Source organism: Desulfosalsimonas propionicica (assembly GCF_013761005.1).
Lineage (GTDB): Bacteria > Desulfobacterota > Desulfobacteria > Desulfobacterales > Desulfosalsimonadaceae > Desulfosalsimonas > Desulfosalsimonas propionicica.
Genome location: NZ_JACDUS010000010.1, coordinates 1 through 22,877, shown reverse-complemented (window position 1 = coordinate 22,877; position 22,877 = coordinate 1). Strand labels below are relative to the sequence as shown.

Annotated in this window: 21 protein-coding genes, 1 tRNA gene and 1 riboswitch; of the genes, 7 read left to right on the top strand and 15 right to left on the bottom strand. The window is 54.0% G+C overall.

Annotation, left to right across the window (positions count from 1 at the left end; all coding sequences use genetic code 11):
- The first annotated feature begins 41 nt into the window (after positions 1 to 41).
- From radC to HNR65_RS13925, 4 genes are all read left to right on the top strand, one after another.
- On the top strand, positions 42 to 737 hold the full coding sequence (gene radC / locus HNR65_RS13940; protein ID WP_332309034.1) for a RadC family protein: 696 nt from the start codon (positions 42 to 44) through the stop codon (positions 735 to 737).
- Positions 734 to 1,012, top strand: coding sequence for a hypothetical protein (locus HNR65_RS13935; protein WP_181552128.1), 279 nt, complete (start codon positions 734 to 736; stop codon positions 1,010 to 1,012). Before radC ends, HNR65_RS13935 begins: the two co-directional genes overlap by 4 nt.
- A 25-nt stretch (positions 1,013 to 1,037) precedes the next feature.
- A complete protein-coding gene (locus tag HNR65_RS13930) occupies positions 1,038 to 2,231 on the top strand; it encodes a phosphoglycerate kinase (protein WP_181552127.1) in 1,194 nt (397 codons plus the stop codon).
- 185 nt (positions 2,232 to 2,416) lie between these two features.
- Entirely contained in the window at positions 2,417 to 3,478 is a 1,062-nt protein-coding gene (locus tag HNR65_RS13925; protein ID WP_181552126.1) for a hypothetical protein, read from the top strand.
- 6 nt (positions 3,479 to 3,484) lie between these two features.
- On the opposite strand, the gene HNR65_RS13920 is transcribed toward HNR65_RS13925, so the two are convergent.
- Together HNR65_RS13920 and HNR65_RS13915 are read right to left on the bottom strand one after the other, a co-directional pair.
- Positions 3,485 to 3,943, bottom strand: a complete 459-nt coding sequence (locus HNR65_RS13920) for an N-acetyltransferase (RefSeq protein WP_181552125.1) — start codon at positions 3,941 to 3,943, stop codon at positions 3,485 to 3,487.
- 73 nt (positions 3,944 to 4,016) lie between these two features.
- Complete coding sequence (locus tag HNR65_RS13915) at positions 4,017 to 5,969, bottom strand: penicillin-binding protein 1A (RefSeq protein ID WP_181552124.1); 1,953 nt, start codon at positions 5,967 to 5,969, stop codon at positions 4,017 to 4,019.
- A gap of 67 nt (positions 5,970 to 6,036) precedes the next feature.
- On the opposite strand from HNR65_RS13915, the gene HNR65_RS13910 reads away from it, so the two are divergent.
- Positions 6,037 to 6,112 (top strand) — tRNA-Val (locus HNR65_RS13910).
- A 599-nt stretch (positions 6,113 to 6,711) separates the two neighbouring features.
- A riboswitch (cyclic di-GMP riboswitch) is annotated at positions 6,712 to 6,816 on the top strand.
- 122 nt (positions 6,817 to 6,938) lie between these two features.
- On the opposite strand, the gene lipA is transcribed toward HNR65_RS13910, so the two are convergent.
- The 9 genes from lipA to HNR65_RS13865 all read right to left on the bottom strand — a co-directional run bounded on the left by lipA (position 6,939) and on the right by HNR65_RS13865 (position 15,871).
- The gene (lipA, locus tag HNR65_RS13905; RefSeq protein ID WP_232364784.1) at positions 6,939 to 7,862 is read right to left on the bottom strand and encodes a lipoyl synthase; all 924 of its coding nucleotides are present in this window, start codon (positions 7,860 to 7,862) and stop codon (positions 6,939 to 6,941) included.
- Entirely contained in the window at positions 7,843 to 8,595 is a 753-nt protein-coding gene (lipB, locus tag HNR65_RS13900; RefSeq protein ID WP_181552123.1) for a lipoyl(octanoyl) transferase LipB, read from the bottom strand. The genes lipA and lipB overlap by 20 nt, the downstream gene beginning before the upstream one ends.
- A gap of 6 nt (positions 8,596 to 8,601) precedes the next feature.
- Positions 8,602 to 10,059 carry an aminomethyl-transferring glycine dehydrogenase subunit GcvPB gene (gene gcvPB, locus HNR65_RS13895; protein ID WP_269750890.1) on the bottom strand — a complete coding sequence of 486 codons (1,458 nt, stop codon included), beginning with the start codon at positions 10,057 to 10,059 and terminating at the stop codon, positions 8,602 to 8,604.
- Positions 10,056 to 11,387 carry an aminomethyl-transferring glycine dehydrogenase subunit GcvPA gene (gene gcvPA / locus HNR65_RS13890; RefSeq protein ID WP_181552122.1) on the bottom strand — a complete coding sequence of 444 codons (1,332 nt, stop codon included), beginning with the start codon at positions 11,385 to 11,387 and terminating at the stop codon, positions 10,056 to 10,058. The genes gcvPB and gcvPA overlap by 4 nt, the downstream gene beginning before the upstream one ends.
- Positions 11,388 to 11,389: 2 nt before the next feature.
- Entirely contained in the window at positions 11,390 to 11,791 is a 402-nt protein-coding gene (gene gcvH, locus HNR65_RS13885; protein ID WP_181552121.1) for a glycine cleavage system protein GcvH, read from the bottom strand.
- Positions 11,788 to 13,083, bottom strand: coding sequence for an aminomethyltransferase family protein (locus HNR65_RS13880; protein WP_181552120.1), 1,296 nt, complete (start codon positions 13,081 to 13,083; stop codon positions 11,788 to 11,790). Before HNR65_RS13880 ends, gcvH begins: the two co-directional genes overlap by 4 nt.
- A 44-nt stretch (positions 13,084 to 13,127) precedes the next feature.
- Positions 13,128 to 14,555 (bottom strand): dihydrolipoyl dehydrogenase, encoded by a 1,428-nt coding sequence (gene lpdA / locus HNR65_RS13875; protein ID WP_181552119.1) that lies wholly within the window; start codon positions 14,553 to 14,555, stop codon positions 13,128 to 13,130.
- Positions 14,556 to 14,780: 225 nt separating this feature from the next.
- A complete protein-coding gene (locus HNR65_RS13870) occupies positions 14,781 to 15,035 on the bottom strand; it encodes a hypothetical protein (protein ID WP_181552118.1) in 255 nt (84 codons plus the stop codon).
- Positions 15,036 to 15,199: 164 nt separating this feature from the next.
- The gene (locus HNR65_RS13865) at positions 15,200 to 15,871 is read right to left on the bottom strand and encodes a sugar phosphate isomerase/epimerase family protein (protein ID WP_332309037.1); all 672 of its coding nucleotides are present in this window, start codon (positions 15,869 to 15,871) and stop codon (positions 15,200 to 15,202) included.
- Between the two features lie 153 nt (positions 15,872 to 16,024).
- Here HNR65_RS13865 and HNR65_RS13860 point away from each other — a divergent pair, with 153 nt between their 5' ends.
- A complete protein-coding gene (locus tag HNR65_RS13860; protein WP_181552116.1) occupies positions 16,025 to 16,432 on the top strand; it encodes a DUF3237 domain-containing protein in 408 nt (135 codons plus the stop codon).
- A gap of 219 nt (positions 16,433 to 16,651) precedes the next feature.
- Positions 16,652 to 17,005: a hypothetical protein gene (locus HNR65_RS13855; RefSeq protein ID WP_181552115.1), complete on the top strand. Its 354-nt coding sequence runs from the start codon at positions 16,652 to 16,654 to the stop codon at positions 17,003 to 17,005.
- Positions 17,006 to 17,134: 129 nt separating this feature from the next.
- On the opposite strand, the gene HNR65_RS13850 is transcribed toward HNR65_RS13855, so the two are convergent.
- The 4 genes from HNR65_RS13850 to HNR65_RS13835 all read right to left on the bottom strand — a co-directional run bounded on the left by HNR65_RS13850 (position 17,135) and on the right by HNR65_RS13835 (position 22,405).
- Entirely contained in the window at positions 17,135 to 17,491 is a 357-nt protein-coding gene (locus HNR65_RS13850; RefSeq protein WP_181552114.1) for a hypothetical protein, read from the bottom strand.
- 668 nt (positions 17,492 to 18,159) lie between these two features.
- Positions 18,160 to 19,461, bottom strand: a complete 1,302-nt coding sequence (locus HNR65_RS13845; protein WP_181552113.1) for a S1 family peptidase — start codon at positions 19,459 to 19,461, stop codon at positions 18,160 to 18,162.
- The gene (locus HNR65_RS13840) at positions 19,449 to 20,051 is read right to left on the bottom strand and encodes a hypothetical protein (protein ID WP_181552112.1); all 603 of its coding nucleotides are present in this window, start codon (positions 20,049 to 20,051) and stop codon (positions 19,449 to 19,451) included. The genes HNR65_RS13845 and HNR65_RS13840 overlap by 13 nt, the downstream gene beginning before the upstream one ends.
- 35 nt (positions 20,052 to 20,086) lie before the next feature.
- The gene (locus tag HNR65_RS13835) at positions 20,087 to 22,405 is read right to left on the bottom strand and encodes a hypothetical protein (RefSeq protein ID WP_181552111.1); all 2,319 of its coding nucleotides are present in this window, start codon (positions 22,403 to 22,405) and stop codon (positions 20,087 to 20,089) included.
- Positions 22,406 to 22,877: the final 472 nt, after the last annotated feature.

The window sequence follows — 22,877 nt, the reverse complement described above, 5'->3', positions numbered from 1 at the left end:
TGGCGCGCGATTCGCACAAAGGTGAAGGTCACCGCCGGCGTTTGCGGGAAAAATTCCTGGACGCCGGATTGCCGGGATTCCATGACTACGAAGTGGTGGAGCTGCTGCTGACGCTGGCAACCCCGCAGAAAGACTGCAAGGATGCCGCCAAAGCCGCAATAAAGCGTTTTGAGACCCTGGCCGGGGTTCTGGATGCGCCAGTGGAGGCCTTGTGCGAAATCAAGGGCATCGGACCCAAAAATGTCTTTGGCATCAAGCTGGTGCCGGCCGTGGCCGAGCGCTACCTGGAGAAAAAGATCAACAACACCGACCCGGTGAGCAACGCGTCCGCGCTGTTTGATTACCTGTACCAGAGCATGGCCGGAAGGGGTCGGGAGTGTTTCAAAGTACTGTTTCTGGATGCCAAAAACCGGGTGCAGGCCACGGAAATTCTGTTTGAAGGCACCCTGACCGCAGGCGCCGTCTATCCCCGGGAAGTTGTGAAACGGGCCCTGGAATACCGGGCCGCATCCGTGATTTTTGCCCACAATCACCCTTCCGGGGACCCGGAGCCCTCGTCAGCCGACATGGCCATTACCCGCAGGCTGATTTTTGCCTGTCTGAGCATGAATATTACGGTCCATGAGCATTTGATTATCGGCGACCGCCGGTATTACAGTTTTGCCGACGCCGGCCACATCGCCAGCATGTGCCGGCAGTATGAACAGGAGCTGGCCAGGTTTACGGCAAATCCATGAATGATTCTCCGCATCAGCCGCAGTGTTTCGGCATTCTCGGGCAGGTGTTTCCGGTTGGTGAAGACGGACTGCGCCACAGCCCGGAAGAATGCATGGTCTGCGTGCACAAAACCGAATGCCTGAAAACGGCTGTTTCAGAAGACGGCGGCCTTCAGGTGGCTGAGGAAAAAATCGACCGGGCCTGGCAGGCCCGCAGGATCGGCTTTTTTCAGCGCTGGGCCCGGAAAAAATCCATTCATCGGCAGAAAAAGGACCAGGGCGGTAAAACGCCCTGAAAACCGTGCAAGGAGGGAGATACCCATGTATTCCATCAAGGAACTGGATCTTCAGGGCAAACGCGTACTGGTGCGGGTGGATTTCAATGTCCCCTTAGATGAGCATCAAAACATCACCGATGACACCCGGATCAAGGCAGTGCTTCCCACGTTGCAGTATATCCTGGATCACCAGGGCCGGCTGGTGATCATGAGCCACATGGGCCGGCCCAAGGGAAAAGCCGTGGACAAGCTGAGCCTGGCGCCGGTGGCCAAGCGCCTGGGCCGGCTTCTGGAGCAGGAAGTGGTCATGGCCGAAGACTCCATCGGCGATGATGTGGAAAAACAGGTCAACGGCCTGGAAGACGGCCAGGTGATACTGCTGGAAAATTTGCGGTTTTATCCGGGAGAAGAGGCCAATGATCCGGACTTTGCCCGGCAGTTGGCCGCCCTGGGCGATGTCTATATCAATGACGCTTTTGCGGTATGCCACCGGGCCCACGCGTCAGTGGAAGCCATTGTAAGCCATTTTCCCGAGACTGCGGCCGGGTTTCTGCTGCTAAAGGAACTCAAGTATTTCAAGGATGCCATGGAAAAACCCCGGCGTCCGTTTGTGGCTATCATCGGGGGTGCCAAGGTGTCTTCGAAGTTCGGGGCCCTGGAAAACATGCTGCCGCGGGTCAACAAGTTTATCATCGGCGGGGCCATGGCCAATTCGTTTCTCAAAAGCATGGGTTTTGCCGTGGGCCGTTCAAAGGTGGAAGAAGACCTGGTGGAGGCCGCGGGCGCGCTTCGCCAGCGGGCCCTTCGTGAGGGCGTAAAGTTCTATCTGCCCGTGGATGCGGTTGTGGCCCCGGAGCCCGGGCCCAATGTGGAGACCAAGATCGTTCCCATCCAGGAGATTCCGGAAAACTGGATGGCTCTGGATATCGGGCCGGCAACATCCCGGCTGTTTGACGAGGCCCTGTATAACGCCAAGACAATTGTGTGGAACGGTCCCATGGGCATGTTTGAAATCGACGCCTTCAGCCGGGGCACCATTTCCATGGTTTACAGCGTGGCCGATTCCTATGCCCTTTCCATCGTGGGCGGCGGGGATACGGACGTGGCCATTCATTCCACAGGCCAAACCGATCGGATTTCCTACATTTCCACCGGCGGCGGTGCATTTTTGCGTCTGCTGGAAGGAAAGCCCCTGCCGGGTGTCCAGGCCCTGGGCGGGTTGGAAATCCATGAATAAAGGTGCGGCCCGCGACTTTGGATCTTTGCCAAAACCGGTGCGCCACTTGGGACACCTGACCGAAAACCGGCTGCAAAAGATCGGTAGGCATGATAATTGCTTGACAATTTTGGGGAAAACAGTTAAACTGAAATTTGTGTTTTTGCCTGCCACTTCCATTTGTTTTATAAAAGGAGATCAGATTCTTGTATTGGCGCACCCGGGAGGAACTCAGCCTTGAAAACCGGCTCCGGCGGTCTTATTACGAGCTGCTGCGCGATGAACTCGATCAGTTCATCATGGCCCATGCCCTGAAAGAATCTTACGAAAATTTTAAAAACAACAACGTTGCCTACCCCTTTGTTGAAAGAAAAGAACTCAAGCCCCGGGCCCGGATTCCCAAGGACGAGTTCAGCCTGCACAATTCATTTCTGGTGATATTTGTCGAAGACACCATCCCCCAAGCCTACAAGAAATATATCCGGTTTTTTGATGTCAACAAAACCACCAAGACAAACCTTCTGCGTTCCAAGACCCTGTCGCTGGGACCGGATTTTGACCGGAGTCAGAAATTTCTGGACTCTGTGCATTTTTATCATTTCTTAAAAGAACTCCTGCCGGTGGATTATGCCCTGCTGATCCAGCGCGACACCAGCCATGCCAAAACCAAGCACCGCTACTACCTTTCCCATTTTCACGTGCGCATTGACTGGCCCATTTCCGAGGCCGCAGAGGACCTGGCCCGGTATTTGCGCTACATCTCCAAGGACGTTTATGAAAAGGGCGAGAAATACGCCGAGGACGTGCAGAAAAAGTTTTTTGAATATCACGCTTTGCCCGACATGATCGGGGGAAGGCGTACTGCGGCCAGTGTTGCGGCCCAGTACCTGCGGCGTCTGCCTTTTATTTCAACGGTGTATGTTTCCAGCAGCGAGTCGCGCTCCCTGTACCGCTATTGCGAACAGGGGGTGTCGCGGATGGTACTCATGCGGCTGACCACCGGAGAAATGGAGCAGGTGGCAGACCGCAACAACATGCCGGTGCGGGAGCTGAAGCGTTTTTACATGCTGGATCAAAACGGCAGGGGCGGGATTTTTCTGTTCCGGGTCACTTACGGTCATACCGCGCCAGCCATGCCTCCGGAAGACGGCAAGCTCCGGGAAATCAAGCCTGAGCTTTTCTGGATAACCGTCAAGTACCAGCACCTGCTGCCCCTGCCCGGCATCTGGGAGCATCCGCCCCTGCGGGTCAACCTGATCTATACCTGAGGCGCCTTACGCAATCTGCTTGAGCATGGCGGTTTCGTCGCAGTCCGGAAACTTCACGCAATGGATACAGTCGGCCCATATCTTGATGGGCAGCTCTGTCTTGTCAATGACGATAAATCCGAATTTCTTAAAAAAATCAGGTCGATAGGTGAGGGTGAAAAGTTTTTTGATTTTGTATTCCCGCGCCTCTGCAAAGGCGGTTTCCAGAAGCCGGGTGCCGATATCTTTGCCCATGTAGGGTTCTGTCACGGCCAGGGAGCGGATTTCAGCCAGGTCCTCCCAGCAGAACTGCAGGGCGCAGCATCCCACAATTTGCCCGGTCTTCTCATCCTCATACACGTTGAAATCCCGCAGGTGGTCATACAGGCGGCTCAAGGGACGGGCCAGCAGGTCCCCCTTTGCGCCGTAGTACTTTAGCAGGGCGTGAATGGGCTTGATGTCTTCGATGGTGGCTTTGCGAATCATAGGCCCTGTTTAGCGGTTGCGCAAAGGCAAATCAAGTGTTTTTATCACTGCCCCCGGCCTGGCTTCCTTTTTGCTATCGGCCGCCGTCCGGGTTTTTTCTGATCCTTGCGGACACGCCGCGGTTTCCGGACACCCGTTTTCCCGTAACCGGATCCATGCGCACCTGCTCAAGCGCATCGGGAAAATCAAAATACTGCAAAGGCTGGGTTTTTATCGCCTTTTCCATGAATTGTTTCCATATGGGCAGGGCCGCCCGGGCGCCGGTTTCATAAGGGCCCAATGGGGCATAATCGTCTCTTCCCACCCATACCCCGGCTGCCAGGCCCGGAGAAAATCCAACAAACAGGGCGTCGCGGTACTGGTTGGTGGTGCCGGTTTTTCCGGCAAGTTCCCGGCCCAGATCCCTGGCCCCGCGTCCGGAGCCTTCCCGGATGACGCCCTTTAGCACATCAGTCATGATGGCTGCACTGGTGCGGGACATGGCCAGGTGTTTGCGGGGCTCTGATTCCCAGATAATCCGGTTGTCAGGGCCGATGATGCGGGCAATTCCGCCGGGTTCCACAAAACGGCCTTGATTGGGGAAAACCGTGTATGCGGATGTCAGCTCCAGCAGATTGAGTTCAAAGCTTCCCAGGGCCATGGACAAATACGGTGAAAGCCGGGACTCGATACCCATTTTGCGCGCAAAGTCAATGGCCGCAGCCGGCCCGATATCCTGGAGCACCCGGACAGCCGGGATGTTTTTGGAGGCCGTCACTGCCTTTCTCAGGGTAATTTCGCCGGCATAATCGCCGGAAAAATTTTCCGGCTGCCAGTCCCGGCGCCCCTTTGGCGCGGAAAACGCCATGGGCGCATCGAGCAGCAGGCTGTCCTGGTCATAGCCGTTTTCCAGGGCGCAGGCGTAAATGATGGGCTTAAAGGCCGAGCCCGGCTGCCTGCGGGCGGCAACCGCGCGGTTGAACTGGGTTTTTTGATAATCACGGCCGCCGGTCATGGCCCGGATTGCACCGGTTTGTACATCAATGGCCACAAGGGCGCCCTGGACCTGGTCCCGTTCTTCTTTTTTTTCGGCAATGCGCGATGACAGGGATGAAAGTCCCTCGGCAACAGCCTGGTCCGCGGCCTGCTGCAGTTCATGGGACAATGTGGTTTGTACAGTGATTCCACCCTTGTAGAGCAGATCCGCACCGATTGTATCCCGGAGCTGCTGTTTGACGTAGTCCACGAAATAAGAGGCGCGCTGTGAGGCGGCGGTTTTTTCCCCCGGCGGCTGATAGGGGGTGTCAGCCGCTTTTTGAAACGCCTGTTTTGAGATGTTTCCGGTGTGGTGCATCATGGCAAGCACCAGGTTGCGCCGCTGGATTGCCAGATCCGGATTGACCAGGGGGGAATAGGTGGACGGTGCTTTGGGCAGCCCGGCGATCATGGCGCATTCGGCCAGGTTCAGCTCGGATGCGGGTTTGGCAAAATATGTGCGGGCGGCCATTTCCACCCCGTATGCCCCGCTGCCGTAATAGATCTGATTGAGATACAGCTCCAGAATCTCATCCTTGGTGTATCGGCGTTCGAGCTGGAGAGCCAGAAAAGCTTCCTTGAGCTTTCGTTCAAGGGATTTTTCCGGGGTGAGAAAAAGGGTTTTGGCCAGTTGCTGGGTAATGGTGCTGGCCCCCTGGGTCAAAGAGCCGGTTTTGATGTCATGGACAAGGGCCCGCAGGATTCCCTTGATGTCCAGGCCGCTGTGATCCCGGAACTGCCGGTCTTCGGTGGTCAGAAGAGCTGTTTCCAAAGCGTCGGGAACTTGCTCAAGAGGCACGGGCGAGCGTTTCCGGACATAGACTTCCGCCAGCAGCACCTGGTCGGCCGAGTAGATGCGCGAAACCGCAGACGGGGAGAAATCCTCCAGGCCGCGGATTTCCGGCAGATCGCTTCTGGCCGCCACCACCGCGGCCACTGTGGCCCCGCACACGGCAGCGGCCGCCGCCACCAGCACGATTTTCATCCAAACGGATTGGACAATGGTTTTCAAAGCAGTATCATCTGTTGTTTTTCCCTTGACAGACCCTCGGTCATTCATATATTTGAAACAACAATAAAGGCGCGTAGCTCAGGTGGTAGAGCGCTACCCCGACACGGTAGAAGTCAGCAGTTCAAGTCTGCTCGCGCCTACCATTAAAATCAAGGGTTTGCAGATATGGTTCTCTGTAAGCCCTTTTTTTGTGGGGTTTAAGGTATAGGATGGCTTGTAAATCCTCCTTTTTTAATGCCGGAGCACAGAATCGATTATCATGTTGTTGTGATTTATCGGCACCCTGACGAATCGGAAATATCAGATTTAACTTGCCTGGGTTGCGGGACACTTTCTAAACTTTAAAGTATGACATCATTTGCGGCCCCAGGTCAACCCGCCGGTTTGATGTTTTTGTTTTTACATCATGCCATCTCTGAACTCACAGAAGAAGCCTTGGAAGAAATCCTGAGCAAATATTTAGACGCTTCATGCGGCAAAGATGCCGAATCGAGTTAAAAAGCCCGGTATTCCTTTATCAATTGCGAATGCTCTGAATGGCAATTTTTGACGTTCTATCCTCTTTGTTTTTGTTTCAACTGGGTGAGCAGTGTGATGGAATATATCGAAAATGTGCACCCCACGAAGGCCATTCCCCGGGAGCCATGATAGCCGTATGGTGCATTTTTACGGGAGCGGAATAATATTTCGAAAACTTGCCCATAAAAATTTGACACCTTGGTTTTTCAGACGAATATAAGGATTATGAGAAAGCCAAACCAGGCGTAAGACTGGGACGGAAAGTCACGGGTCTTTTCAGTAGTGCTTTTCATCGTTGATTCTGAACACAGATAGCCGGACTGCCCCATTTATATGGTAGTTCGGCTATTTTATTGGGGGCAGCAGCCGGACGAAAATCGAGTTTTTCGATTTCCTGAGGGCTCTGGTATGAAATGTAAGGTGATCGGCAGTCACAAAGAAAAAATTTTTTCAAATAGATAAGCCCTCTGACGGGTAAACCCTCATAAACATCTCCCGGGCGCGATAAGAGCTTCTCACCAGCGGGCCGGATGCCACGGCAGCAAATCCTGCATCAAGTGCGCACTGCCGCCAGCCTTCAAAAATATCGGGTGTGAAATATTCTTCAACCGGCAAATGCCGGGGTGTTGGCTGCAGATACTGCCCAATGGTCAGCATGCTGCACCCAGCTGCCAGCAGATCAGACAGGGTCCGGACGACCGCAGTCCGGTTTTCTCCCAGGCCCAGCATGATGCCGGACTTGACTGGCATATCCGGGCGGGCTGCTGCCGCTTCGGCCAGGACATTGAGGCTGCGGCGGTAATTCGCCTCCGGCCGCACCCGCTGATAAAGCCCGGCAACAGTCTCGATATTATGATTCAACACGTCCGGGCCGGCGTCCACCACCTGCTGCAGGCAGGTGGTGCTGCCCCCAAAATCCGGCAACAGGACTTCAACCGAGGCCTGCGGGAGCTGCCTGCGGATTTCCCGGATGGTTTGCACAAAACACCCAGCCCCCTGATCGCGCAAATCGTCCCGGGTAACCGATGTGACCACCACGTGCCGCAGGCCCATTTCACGCGCTGCACCGGCCACCCGGACGGGCTCCTCCGGGTCCGGGGGCCCCAAAGGCCCGTTGAGCACGGAACAAAACCGACAGTTGCGGGTGCAGCGACGCCCCATGATCATGAAGGTGGCGGTCCGGCGGGAAAAGCATTCCCAACGGTTTGGGCACCTGGCTTCCTCGCAGACCGTGCAAAGGCCTTTGCGCGCCAAAAACGCCCGGGTTTGCTCGCAGTTCCCGCCAACCGGCAGGCGTCTTCGAAGCCAGTCCGGCTTGTGCAATCCCCTGCTGCAATCCTGGGTTGCAGGCATTTCAGGTAGAAGCTTCGGCATGGCGCGCCTCCTTCCAGTAAGCCGCCACGTAATCGGCCGGTACCGGCTCCAGTTGAACGTTAAAAATGCTTGAAAAATGGGCCTTGGCCGATCGAGTGATCCCGTTCATGGATACAGAGCCGTCTGTTTCCTTTGCAATGGAGGTCATCTGAATCCCGGGCAGACCGCAGGGCGCAATCCAGTCAAAGGGGTCAAGATGCGGGTCCACGTTTAAGGCCAATCCGTGAAAACTGACTTTCCGGCGTATCCGCAGGCCAACGCTGCCGATTTTTTTGCCTTGGACCCAGACCCCGCGGCCAAGGGTGTGTCTTTGCGCTACCACACCCCACTGTTCAACAACGGCGATCATTATAGATTCCAGGGCATGAACAAAGTCCGCGACAAGCCAGCCATTTAAACCCAGATCCACGACGGGATAGACCACAAGCTGTCCCGGCCCGTGATATGTTATGCTCCCACCCCGGTCGCTTTCAACCATGGGAATACCCCGGGCCTTTAGAAAATCCTCCGAAACGTGCAGGTGCTCTGCTCCGCCCCGGTTGCCAAGGGTAAAGACCGGGAAGTGCTGGAGGATAACCACGATATCCCGGTTTAACGCCCGGCTGGCCCGGGCGGAAACCAGGTTCTGCTGCAGGCCCAGGGCCTGCATATAATCGGTTACCGGCAGTTCCAGGCAGGCCCATACAGGCTTTGGGCAGCATTGTCCTTGATGTTTGAAACCTGTATTGCTCACGGTTTTTCACCCGCTCAGGCAGGGGTTTCTGGCAGCCGTGGTCTCATCCAGCCGCCTCAGCCTGCTTACGGTCGGGGCCTGGCGCAACAGCTCGGGTTCTGTGCGCGCTTCTTTGGCAATGGCTTCCACGGCAGCGATATAAGCGTCCAGGGTTTCCCTGGTTTCGGTTTCCGTGGGCTCGGTCATGAGGGCGCCTTGTACCACAAGTGGAAAATAGATGGTCGGTGGATGAAAACCGTAATCGATCATCCGCTTGGCAATATCCAGGGTGTTGACATGGCATTCAGCCTGGTTTTTGTCCGTGAACACGCACTCGTGCATGCACAGGCGGTCGTAGGGTAGGTAAAGGGTCTGCTTTAAGCGTTCCTTGAGATAGTTGGCGTTTAACACGGCCAGTTCACTGACTTTCTGCAAATTTTCAGCGCCCATGCTGAGTATATAGCAGCAGGCCTTTACCATCACCCCGAAGTTTCCGTAAAACCCGTGCATTCGCCCGATGGAATCCGGCGCATCAGACGACCAGGAAAACCGGCCCTGTTTTTCCATAAGCCGCGGCACTGGGAGATATTTTTCCAGGTGCTGTTTGACGCACACCGGACCGGCGCCCGGACCGCCGCCGCCGTGCGGCGTGGAAAAGGTTTTGTGCAGGTTTAAATGCAAAACATCCACGCCCATTTTGCGCATGTCGACCCGGCCGAACAGGGCGTTCATGTTGGCGCCGTCACAATAAACCTGGCCGCCTTTTTCATGGACAATTTCAGCGATGGCCATGATGTTTTCCTCAAAAAGCCCAAGAGTGTTGGGATTTGTCACCATGATCCCGGCTGTCTGCTCGTCCATGAACTCTGCCACCGTTTCTGCCGAAAGGATACCCTGATCATTGGAGGCCACGGCTACCGGCTGGTACCCGCAGAGGCTGGCGCTGGCCGGGTTGGTGCCGTGGGCTGTGTCCGGCACCAGCAGTTTGGTGCGGGAATCGCCCCGGGCCTGATGGTAGGCCTGAATCAAAAGCATGCCGGCCAGTTCTCCCTGGGCACCGGCCGCCGGCTGCAGTGAAACCGCATCCAGCCCCGTAATTTCTGCAAGAAATCGCTCCAGTTCCGCCATTACCCGCAGGGTTCCCTGGCAAAATTGTTCCGGCAGAAGGGGATGGGGGCTGGCAAAGCCCGGCAAAGCGGCAATGGCTTCATTGATCTTGGGATTGTATTTCATGGTACAGGAGCCAAGGGGATAGAGCCCGGCGTCAATTCCATAATTCCACTGCGACAGCCGCGTATAGTGGCGAACTACTTCAGGCTCGCTTAAATCCGGAAAATCCGGTCCTTTTCCTTCCATGCCGGATTCCACGGCAAATTGCTCCACGTCCCGGGCGGGAAGCGAAAAAGCGCTTCGGCCGCTCTGGCCCTTTTCCCACAGCAAGGGCTCGTCCCATTTCAATCCGGTGGTTGCGGTCGGTTTTTTCATTCAGACACCTCTTTTATCAAATGGTCCATATCCGCCCGGGTAATTTTTTCAGTGACGCATAACAGGTAATGATCCGCCAGATCCGGATACCACTCTGCCAGGGGCAGGCCGGCCACGATCCCGGAGGAGGCGGCAAGCTCTGCGTGTTTGCGTTCAAACCCGGGGGGCAATTTGACCACAAATTCGTTGAATGTCGGGGCACCAAAGGGCAGAGCCATGCCGGCCCGGCGCAGTTGCTGTTTCAGATATTCTGTTTTGTCATAGTTGAGCCGGGCCAGTTCCCGGAATCCGATTTTACCCAGGCAGGCCATGTACACTGCGGCGGCGATCGCGCAAAAATTGCTGTTGGTACAAATATTAGAGGTGGCCCTGGCTCGTCGGATATGCTGCTCCCGGGTGGCCAGGGTTAAAACAAAACCTTCCTTACCGTTGGCATCAGTGGTCTTGCCCACCACGCGGCCCGGCATGCGCCGCACATAATCCATCTTCGTGGCCAGCATGCCCAGACCCGGCCCGCCGTAGGCCGGGGGAAGTCCCAGGCTGCCGCCCTCCCCGCATGCAATGGCTGCGCCCTGGGTCCCCGGCGGCTGATAAAGCCCGAATGCCAGGGGTTCGGTGAAACAGGTCACAAATATTGCCTCTGTTTGCCCGACAAGGCTGCCGATCCCGGCCAGATCCTCCAGGCATCCGAAAAAATTGGGCGACTGGACTGCCACGGCAACCACATCATCCATATCCGCCAGCGCCGAGACATCGGTTCGGCCATCTGCCAAGGCGGGCAAAAAGGTGATTTCAAACGGGGTGGGCCGGAAATATGTTTTTACCACCTGGCCGTAACTGGGATGGATAAGAGATGACAGGACGATTTTTCCCTTGCTTTTCTTTCGGATGCGGGTGGCCATGAGCAGGGATTCGGCCAGTGCCGAAGCCCCGTCATACATGGAGGCATTGGATATTTCCAGGCCCAGCAGCCGGGCGGTCAGTGTCTGGTATTCATAAACGGCCTGCAGCGTTCCCTGGCTGACTTCCGGCTGGTAGGGCGTATACGAGGTCAGCAGCTCGGAGCGCTCAAGCAGGTTGGTCACTACTGCCGGAATGTAATGATCATACTTGCCCGCGCCCAGAAAAAACTTGCAGTCGGGGCATTCTGCGGCAAGGGCTTCCATGCGGGCGCGCAGGTCCCATTCGCTCATTGCCGGCGGCAGATCCATCTTTCTGCCGCTACGGACGGCTTCCGGAATGTTGGCAAACAAATCATCCGTGCTGCCTGCGCCGATCACCTTGAGCATGGCCGCGATATCGGAATCTGTATGTGGCAGGTATCGCATGATTAGAGTCCTTTTAACAGATTGTAATAGGTGGCTTTATCCATCAGGGATTGCATTTCCCCGGGGTCTGCAGGCCTGATCATAACCAGCCAGCCCCGGCCATAGGGGTCTTCATTGACCAGGTCCGGCCGGTTTTCCAGTTCCGGGTTGGTACCGGCAATCTCTCCGGCAACCGGCATGTAAAGTTCCGCCACAGCCTTAACTGACTCCACCGTACCGAATTCCGCACCTTTTTCAAAGCTCTGCCCGATTTCGGGCAATTCCACGTAAACGATGTCGCCCAGTTCCTCCTGGGCATAATCGGTAATACCCGCCACCATCGCGGACCCGTCCTTTCTGGCCCATTCATGGTTTTCGGTATACCCAACATCATCCGGCAGTATCAATTCGTCCACTGGTCTCATGAGAACTCCTCTATGATTCGGTTGATATCCCATCCGGCGCTGCGATCAGGCCGGATATCCCGGGTGAGTTCCGCCTTGACCTTTCGCCGGCCGTCATTTAAGGATACCAGTTCCCCGGTTTCCGGCGGCCGATCCAGTCTTAGGAAGCCGCAGCACAATCCCCGCGGCTCAAATCCCTGGGGTTTGCCCGGGCTGCGCACGCTGTAGACGCGGCCGCCGCTGTCGCGGCCAATGGCCATATCCGTAACACATGTCAAAACAATGCCCACGGACTTTCCGGCCGAATCCAGGACCTGCGGGGGAGCTGTTTCCGACACCGTAATTTTCCGCAGATCATAGCCCACAAAGGCACAGGTATAAAAATGCCGGTCAGGATCCAGAAGCGCCCGGCTTCCAATAAACTGCTTTGTAAAGCCGGTGCCGTCCGGGGAAAACGGAAGCGCAATGTGCCAGGGATGATGGATAAAGGGCCAGTCGCCGATATCCTGGTGGGACAGGGGCAAACCCGCACCGGTGCGCAAGGAATCCCGGGCAGCCAGCCCGCAGGATATGAGTTCTTCCTTTTGGCCTGCTGCAAGCAAATAGTCCCATGCGGTGGTCAGATCCTGCGGCCTGACAAACAGCTCAAAACCCATCTCTCCGGTATACCCGCTGCGCGAGAGCATGAGGGGAATATTTTCGCCCAGACGCACCCGGGTCTGCGAACCCGGAAAAAGCTCCGGATCCACCTTGAAGGAAAAAAACGACAAACCCTCCAGGACATTGCCGGGATTTTCCAGGGTCTTGATGAGAATGGCAACCGAGGCCGGTCCCTGCAGATCCAGTTTTCCCATTTGGTCTGTCAGGTCGGTGACATCAAGGCGGCTGTTGCCGGCGGCCGTACGCAGATGATCGGATACCAGTGCGCCCTGCCCGGCGTTTACCACCGAGAGGTAATCCTGGTGGGCCAATTGGTAAATCAGGGTATCGTCGATCACGCCGCCGCTTTCGTTGAGATAGGCGCCGTATGCGGTGCCCCCGGGCATAAGGGGACGTTTGTCCCTGCCGAAACAGCGCTCCAGGTCCCGGGTGCAGCACTGCTGAAGCAAGCCCAGGGCCTCGGGGCCGCTTACGCGGAGGGCAGCCATGTGGCTGGTATCAAACAATCCGGCCCGGCATATAACGGCAAGGTGCTCGGTTTTGGCGCCGGAGCGATACCACAGTGGCATACGATAGCCGCCGAAAACGGAGAAGTTGGCACCCAATTGCCGGTGCCGTTGAAAAAGCGGGGTTTGCTTCGGCTCCGGTGACATATCCGTAACTCCTTTTCCGGGTACCCGGCCTGAGAAGCAACCCGCTACCCGTAAACCGCACGCCCGATGGCCTTGGCCGCCAGCTCTTCCATGATTTCCGCATGGGTGGGATGGCCGTGCATGGTATTGGCCAGATCTCTCACCGTGGCATGGCTTTTTACTGCCAGGGTGGCCTCGGGGATGATATCAGTGGCCTTGGGGCCGACAATGTGCACCCCGAGTATCTGCTCGCTTCCGGTGTCAAAGACCACCTGGGCCTGGCCGGTAATGTTGCCGGTCACCTGCGGTTTACCAAGGCTTCGGAACAGCACTGTTTCAGTTTCCACCGCATAGCCCGCATCTGCTGCCTGCCCCCGGGTCAACCCGACATTGGCCACCTCAGGCAGGGTAAAGACCACATTGGGGACAGCTTCATAGCTCATTTGCCGGTCCTCTCCAAGGGCGTTTTCTGCTGCTGTCATGCCCTCCTTGGAGGCAACATAGGCGAGCATCAATTTATCCGGTCCCAGCACGTCGCCCACGGCATAGACGTTTTTCACAGAGGTCTCCATCCGGGAATCAGCCTTGATCCAACCCTGATCATCGATTTCCACCCCGAGATTTTCCAGGCCCATGCCAGATAACACGGGTGTTCGTCCGATGCAAACCAGCAGTTTTTCCGCGGAGGCGCCGGTACTCGGCTGCGGCTGACGCTGCTGCACAAACGGAGAGTCGCGGATGGTCACATCCACCCCCTGATCTGTTTCCTGAATGGAGTCCACTATCCGGCCGAGGCAGCATGTGATTTTCTGCTTTTTAAATTCGCGCAAAAGGGTTTTGGAACAGGTTTCGTCAATAAGCGGAAGCGGAAGCAGTCTGTCCATGGCTTCAACAAGGGTCACCCGGCTGCCCAGAGCTGAAAAAATCGTGGCAAACTCGCAGCCAACGACACCGCCGCCGGCAATCACCAGCGATTTTGGCACGGTCTCAAGGCAGAGGGCATTTGTGCTGGAAATGATGCGCTCGCCGTCAAACGGAATTCCGGGTAGCGGCCGTGGACAGGCTCCCGCGGCAATAATCAGGCGATCCCACTGCACGGTTTGCTTACTGCCGTCTGCCTGCGTAACCGTGAGCTTGCAGGGGCCTTCAATAAAGCCGCGGCCGCTTACTACCCGGATTCCGAGCTTATCCAGAATTCGGGCGACCCCCTTGGCCTGGGCGGAAACAACTTCCTGTCTCCGGGCACTGAGCTGCGGCATGTCAATTTCAGGAGGCCCCGGCAGGCGCACGCCGAATTTGCTGAAACGCCGGCAATCAGCCATCAATGCGCCGGCCTCCCGCATCACCTTGGAGGGAATGCATCCCCGGTTCAGGCAGGTGCCCCCAAGGGCATCGGCTTCCACCAGGGTCACCTTGGCATTTAACCGGGCTGCGCGGACAGCTGCAAACAAACCGCCCGGACCAGCTCCCAATACGGCAATCCTTACAGGCATGTCAAATCCCCCGAGCCTGTTGCCGAACTCGTTGGTTGAAAAGCAAAAGATCTGGACTTTGCTTTTTATAATTTTATTATAACAATGATTGGGTTTCATGCAAACGGCTTGGAGGCCTTTACGCCGGTAACTGAGAATTCGCACACCTGTCTTCCCCTGTCCCTTGTTATGCCGTTAATGCATCCTTTGGCCCCGGGGATATGTGCGCCCCCTGTTGACCGCGGTTTACGCCGAAGCAGGGACCCGTCCGGGTCCCTGAATCAATCCCAGGGCCTTTTTGGTGACAATATGGGCCAGCACGGCAAACAAGCCGATGCCCCCCAACCAGGCCAGTCCCGGCAGCGGAACCCAAAACCCCACGTTCGGTGAAAACAGGGGGACAAAGCTGACGATCATGCCCGTTACACCGACGTAAAATATGAGCGTCAATGAACTGTTTTTCAAGCTTACCCGCCGGACCAGGGTCAGTGTCAATCCCATGCCAGCAGATGCTACCAGTCCGGAAAGATGCCCGATATCCAATCCCAGAGCGCCCGATTATCCGGGCCAGAGAGCCAGGGCCGCGTCGTACACCACCGATGAAAAGCCCCCCGAAAGACCGAAGCCGGAGGCTTTGTCAAGCGGCCGTTTCAACACAGACCGGATCATGGCCCTGCAAATATCTCCCGGAGCTTGTCGCGGCTGATGCGCAGATAATCCCGATCTTTGGCAAAGACCTCAAGGGTAATGGTTTTGTTGTATCCGATCTGCTTAAATGCCTTGACCACTTCGGCAAAATCAATGGTACCGGCCCCGATGGGAAGATGGTCATCATCGCGGCCCCGGTTGTCGCTGGCATGGACATGGCCGATACGACTGGCAAAGCGTTTGATGAAAACCAGAATGCGCTCGGTTTCGCTCTGGATGTGGGCATGGCACGTATCCAGGGTCAGCTGTGCGTTGGGAAATGCATTGAACACCGCGTCAAAATCCTCTGGCCGCACCAGGGAAAGGGAGCGGGGAAACAGGTTTTCCACGCATACGATCAGGCGCAGTTTTTCCGCCTCGCCAAGCAGCCGGCACATGGTATCCATGGCCCGTTTTTTGGTCAGATCCGGCATCAGGGCGCCCAGGCCCTGAATAAAGCTCGGACGCAGCACCGCCTTGATGGCTCCGGGCTCGGCGGCCATGTGCATGGCATGCAGGGTTTCCCGGATGGACGCTTCCCGGATCGTGTCAGTGAGATCCGCAGTGGGCACAAAGGTGGGCAAATGGCAGGCCAGTTCCATTCCAAACCCGTCCAGGGCCCGGCAAAGATCGTCCTTTTGCGCCCTTATGACCGAAGGTGCATTTTTGCGGAATCAGAAAAATATTTTAAAATTTTGCACAAAAAGATTTGACACCCGGGTTTTCCGGACGAATATAAGGATTATGAGAAAGCCAAACCAGGCGTAAGACTGGGACGGATCTTACCGGGCGACATTGGGCCTATGGAACTTATCGGTCCGACACCCGAAGGATTGAAGGTACATGTCTATGTTACTGGTGGCGAGGTGTTTGGGCCGAATATACAAGGTGAAATTCTGCCTGTAGGTGGAGATTGGTTGACGATTCGGCCTGATGGTGTCGGACTTCTAAACGTTCGTGCGACGATGAACACCGAGGACGGGGCCCTTATTTACACTTTCTATACCGGAATGACTGACTTTGGAGAAAACCCTTACGAAAAGCTGCTTAAAGGAGAAGTCTCACAAGAAGAATCCCATGTCCGATGCAGGCCAGTGCTACTTACAGCGCATCCGGATTACACCTGGCTGAACCGAATTTTTTGCTTGGGAATCGGCAGGATCTCTGCCGATCGTTCCGCGATCATTTGCGATATGTATGCTGTGAAATGACAGTCAGTCAATCGGATCGGCTCACCGGTGTCATTTCAGTTCACTATTCTTAAGCGGATTGACTGGTTTTATGGTTTCAAAGAGGAGGAGACGGTGCTCGTCCTTCTCAGGTGGGATGAAAAGATCTCGGTTAAACTCCGCTGTTTTCATACCACAAAGGTCAAAAAGAGATCTTGCCATCCGTAATTACCATCATCCAAGGATTCAAGGAGGTGAACCATGGCAGCAAATGGTGCAATATTTATTGGTTGGAACAGGCCTGTACCAGGAAAAGAACAGCAGGCAATGAAACTTTGGCAGGATTCCATGGAATATTTTGAAAAACTCCGGACTGAGGGACGCATTGAAAGCTTTGATCCGGTACTTCTTACGGCTCACGGCGGCAATCTGAATGGATTCGTTTTTATAAAAGGAGATCAGCAAGAATTGGATAAAGTTCGCAGGGAAGATTCCTTTGTTGAAAATGTCATAAAAGGGGGAATCTATCTGCAGGATTACGGAGTTGTCCAGGGGTTTGTCGGTGACGGTTTGGCTAATGTTTTTGGGAAATGGTCAAAGGCTATTGGTGCTTGAGCCCCGTAATTGGTGAATTACCATTTTTTGAATTTGCCTCTTGGATTCTTTCTAATCCAGGGGGTTTTCATTTGGCATAAGGTGACTTAGTTCAGACCTGATCTGAAGCCGCAACCAAACCCATTCAAATTATCCTGCCACGTACACGCCTCTTTTCTTTCGGCTGATTTTCCCATCCTTATTCAACCGATGCACAACATTATGCAAATTCTTACTTTCATAACCCGTTTTGGCCTTGATATCGGAAAGACTGGCGCCGTCATCGCCAGCGTCCTTGATCGCATCCAAGACAGTTTCAGCAGCTGTCCATTTTTTTTGCGACTTTGTAACGGTTTTTTTCGGCTGCGGCGCCTTTGAAAGGGCCTTTTCCAGCGCATCCATTTTACTGGCTAACTGATTGATATCTTGTTTGGTCGCAATATCGTATTTTTCGATAAACAACCTGATCAGTGAATCAAAACTGGGCTCCTGCTTTTTCTGTGCCATGGAGGCACCTCCTTCTTTATTTGTGGTTCTGATGTAGGTATTGATTGAGTTCTGCCTAAAATTTCATGTTCCATAGTGATTTTAGTCAGAAATGTCAAATACTCCCTGGCGATTGATCGTCGCTGGATTAAAAGGTGGGATAAGGGATTTGGAAAGTGGGGCCTTACAACATGGATATGGCAGCCTACATTTGACGGGGGTTGTTTAAAAGCCACATTGATGGCCAAAACAATATTCCTGGGCCTTCCCGGATTTGCGCCTTGAATCCGCCATGTTATTGTAACTGGCTGGGTGGCGGCGAAAACCCAAACTTTAAACAAAAGGAGTTCACCATGCTGCTTTCACAAGCCATCACCAATTTCATGGCGTACCAGAAAATGAACGCGGGAAAAAAATACGGTCAAGAATTACCGGCTTTTTCTGGTCCGGCTTGATACCCATTTTAAAGGCCGGGATCTTAGTTCCATCACGTCCGACCAAATCGACTGATTTTAATGCTTTCAAATGGATAGTTGCGCCTCAAAGGCCTTAAAATATAGCTTTTTACAATTAAAAATAAAGTTTTTGTCAACTTGAGCAATATCGTGCCGAAAAATTATTCTTGATGGAAGCAAGTTCGGCAAAATTTTGCCCCCGGAGAACTCAAAATCGGGGTTTTCGTTCGGTCACTAATTAGCCGGAGGCGCACGATGACTTCTTGGTTTATCCACATAAACGGGCGCCGTGAAACTTCGCCTACCACTTTTAAGCTCGATGTAGTATTTGGAGTCCATGATATCATCAGGTATTGTCACGATAATCTGGCGTCCGCCTCCAAGTGTCTCCTTTCTGTAAAGCTTTCTGTCGACTCTACCATAATTACCTTTAATAAAAATTTGGAAGTATCTGCTAGGCGCTGGGTAGTTGAGATGAAGCGTTACATCGCTACCGGTTTTGGCATTCTGGGGCCTGATGTAAAAGTTAAACGAATCTATCCAGTTCTCAACTTTAACCTTGTTTTCAGACAAAATTTGCATGCCGCCTTGTCGTATCTCGATATGATAGAATCCGCTCTTCATGTCCCCTGGCACTGTAATAATAATTTTTTCTCCGCCATCTAAAGTCCTCTTGGGAAGCGGGCCTCTATCGCCTAAAAACACCAACCCGGACTTAATTTTTTTGCTCAACTCCAAAATCACTTCGCTTCCAGGCTTAACCATTTCGGGTTTTGCAGAGAAGCTCAGCTCTACTGCAGACGTAATATCGAAAAGTAATGTGAGGCTCTGTTTTCGCAGCGTTGAAATCCTTGTTTGCCGATCATTTTTTTCAACTAGATCCAGTGAATCTATCGGAATTCCCCAACCGATACCGACAGTACCGCCCTTAAGGCCGCCGTTGCCAATCCCAATAACTCGGTCTTTTAGATCTAAGATAGGTGCGCCAGAGTGCCCAGGCTGAATGTCACCAGTCAGGCTCAGGATTGAAATACCAATAGCCGGGCTTGCGCGTATGAGAAGATCTTGAATCAAGCTTTGATCATTGGAAGGCAACAAGTTCTCCAAATATTTGCGATTGCTCTCAAGGGTCAAGTCAATACGGTGCTGATCAAGTAATGCTTGTGGATACCCGACAACCCGTAGCTTGTCTCCCTGCTCTGGTATCGGACCAACGGGGAGCACCGAATAATCAGAGACATCAAAACTATCAGAGCCAAGCAGAGCCACATCCCGTTCAACATCGACTTTTACGATCTCAAGCCCTGAAACAGGATCACCGACAGTAGGTCGAGCATGGAAGATATTGCAGTCAACAACTCCGTGAAGCGCCGTTAGAATGCCATCATAGCCCTCCGCGAGAAAACCGGTCTGTACTCTGCGAGGCCCTTGCGAGCAATCGTCAGCCACTATCTGAAAAACTTGTGGATAATCCTTGGCGCCAGCAGGTGATAAAAAGAATACAAAAAATGATATAAGCAAAGCTATTTTTCGCATAATGCCTCCGCTATAATCACCAATGTCTCATGATCATCAATAATATCTCCTAAAATTCGTATCTCTTCATGCGAAGAAGTTTTAAATATTGAACGAATTTTCTGAGGTCCGGCGATTAACATTTCTCCGCACTCATCCGAGGTCAAATTAAAAAGAACAGTCTTGCTTACCAGATTTTTAGACAAAGAGCTTTTTGGGACGGTCTCTTCTTTACCATTGATGGTAGTTTGATAGTCCAATCCAAAAATATCGTGTGTTCTGGCGAAAATGCCAAAGCTTGCACCAACAGCCAAGCCTATCGTAAGGATTGCGATTGGCCAAGCGTTATTGGTCCGGTTTTTAAGGCTTTTCGGCAGTTCTTGCCGAAAAGCGGTTACTGCAGCTCCGGAAAGAGTAAGCAAAGAGGTGATTACAACGCCGACAACGGGAGAAATGGATAAGCCCATTAACCATCCGATTCCAATGCCTGTCAAGATTACCGCAAAACCCTGCGAAAACGAGAACTTATAAAGTTGGTGAGCTTCTGCAGATTGGTTGGTCTGGACCTCTGCGGAATTTTTCTCCGTATCGAATTCAGAGGATTGAGCCATGAGCACTACTCCTGTTATAACGGCTACTTTCAGAATCAGCAGCAATCGTCTTTATTGACCTTGTTCGATGCGTCACCGTCCGCCGTAGCCACTATCAGCATGCAATCGTGGCCATAAGCATTGATGTTAGGCGTCCATTCGAACGGCCCGACCACTACCTCCTGCGTGTTGTTGGCGTTGACAGTGCCCACGTTGATCGATGCGGTAGTGAAGGGGTCGAAGTCGACAGGCCAGTTCAGTCCAGCACCGGGCTTGGTGTGGTATCCGTAAACGACAACGTTCTGGGCTTGTTGCGTACCTCGGTTCTTGATTTTGACGTATGCGTAGTTGGTCAAATCCAACTCAGGCTCCTGATGCGCGTCGATGTCATCTGCCGCACGACGATTCCAGATTGTAGTGGTATGCCAGTGTACGTGCTGGAACGGGTACTCGCCCGCCCGCCCGTCATCGATATAAACATCTACGTCGGGCGGATCTCCCGCTGTGGTTATCGTCCCGTCCGTCGCCGGTGTCAGGTTTCCGATGGCCCGCAGAATCAGATACATCGCCATGCGCGAGGCAAACTGCCGCCGACCGAGGTTCTGGTGATCTCCCCCGATCGAGCGGTAGAAGTTGAACAGAGTGGTCGCGAGAATCTCCTCAGACCCGTACCCACCGTTGTCGCGAGACCCATTCCAGGCCCAACCGTCAGCTACATTCCGGTCGCACCGCCGGTTGAGGGACGGGTGCCATGGCACGTAAGTAAACCGCAGGTCGCCGGGCTTACCCAGCGGTGATCCGTCCACCCCCTTGCATTGAGAATCCGGGTCGAAATAGATTAACGATAGCGAATCTCCTGCACTGTGGGTGAAGCCCATGTTGGGGCTGTCCACTGCCTCGTAGAGTACCCCATGGCCCAGCACTTCATGGAGGTGTACTCGAGGATCGCAGGCCCGGCCCAATGGATTGGTGGTGTCAGTCGTGTCCATCAGGCCGTAGCCTGTGTGTCCGATCCCGTCTATGCCGTCGCCGACGCAGTGTGCGTTGATAGCATCGAAGCAGCGGATGTCCACAGGGATCGGGAAAACGGTGTTGGACATGTAAGTCGATACGTTGAAGCCCAAGTCCTGCAGTGTGCGGAAGATCCGAGCAACATGGAAGTAACCGTTTACCGAGGCGAAGTCCTTCGTGCGCACTGCATAGTCGAAGTCGGTACCCGTCGATTCTGTCGGCGGCGTAATATCTGCTCCCTCGATCTGGGTCACCTCGGCGAAGGAAACCGACAGCGACTGTGTGCCGTTCACCGGCGCATCAAGGTTCTGTAAAGGGACGTCGTAACGATAGGGATTCAGCGTCGCGTTATTTGAGTCGCTGTCCGGGGTGGTACTGCCGGACTGTGTGATCGGGTCATTCTCGTAAACATAACCGTTGACGTGCGCTGACATCGGGCGCAGATAGAGGATTGAGTTGGTATTGAGTTCCACCAAAGCCCGCCAAACCTGGCGTTCGCCGCCCGCAAGCACCTCGAAAGTGATTTCGGCGACCATATAATAGGTGCCGTCCTTGATCTTGGGGTCGACGTCGGGGATGTCGAACGGGGGAAGATGACCGTTGTGAACCTCTTGCCCACTGATTCTGCGACGACGGCGGGTGTTGGCATCCGCTTGTTCCTTCACGATCGGACCATCGGGTGCGTCATGCTCAGGCATGCGCGCGTCAGCATCGTAGCGGTAAATCCAGAAACGGCCTCGGATCAGCCGCACGCCGACCTTCCGATCTTCGGAATCATCTTTAAGGGTGATCAAGCCGCGGACGAGGTTCTCGCCCTCACTCTCCGCCTCGGCGCTTTCACCCGCGGCAAGCGTTGCCGCCTTTAGGTCGGGCTGGGCCATGACCGCACGGCGTTGGGCGGTCGCAATGTTGGAGCCGGTGAAAATATTTCGATAGCGATCTATGGTCCGTTTGGACGGCATCTTGGCATTGACACCCTGCTGTGAGGTGTCCTTTGACCTGATCACTCGGTTCGGCCCCTGCTTGAGCGTCATCTTCAATCCGGCGCGCCAAACGGGCACGTTCAGAAAGGTCTGGTAGAAGCCGAAGGTCTCCGAATCGAACTGATATCGTTCCTCCGATAGCCTGTATTCCTCACCTTGCTCGCGCGGATCGAGGTATGTCACTTTGATTTCCAGCCGGTCGAATTTCGTGGTCGGAATTTCGTAGATGCCTGCGAACTGGCGCAAATGGGAAGCGGCAGTCATCAGGCCGCCGCCTGTGGGGCTCTCCCAATACTCTTGCGTATGTCGGATGGCGCGCACACGGTTGGCCTGATTGGTCAGCACATGTGCCTTCAGGTCAGTGCGATAGCTTTCTTTCATGATATGTCTCTTTTTGGTTTAATGAGTTACTACGTTTACTCTCTTCTGGATTTGATACGCTCATTCCTTCCGGTGCCGTAGCCGAACAAGCGAAATATGAGGTTACTAGATTGGAAAGTAATTATTTTTTCTTTTCATATTCTATTATTAGTCCAGCCTCCTTCGCCAATTCTAAGACTGAAAAAGATCTGTTTTCAAGATTGTTAAAAGCTTATAGGAATTCGTCTGCTTTAGGATTAGAGCTAAGAGTAATCGAAAAATTTTTTCCCAAAGTCCTCATCCTCATCACCGAAGGTTACTTTCGTCACGAATTTGCCGTTTCTACCAGCAAGACTTCTTATCTCTATTTTACTTCGTTTAGCTATCATTTGAAAATCGAAGCCATCTCAAAAAAACCGAAACAAAATTAAAGCGCATGCAAGTTGAACCATAGCAAGGAAATTCTCTGCATGGTATTCGTAGCGGACAACTA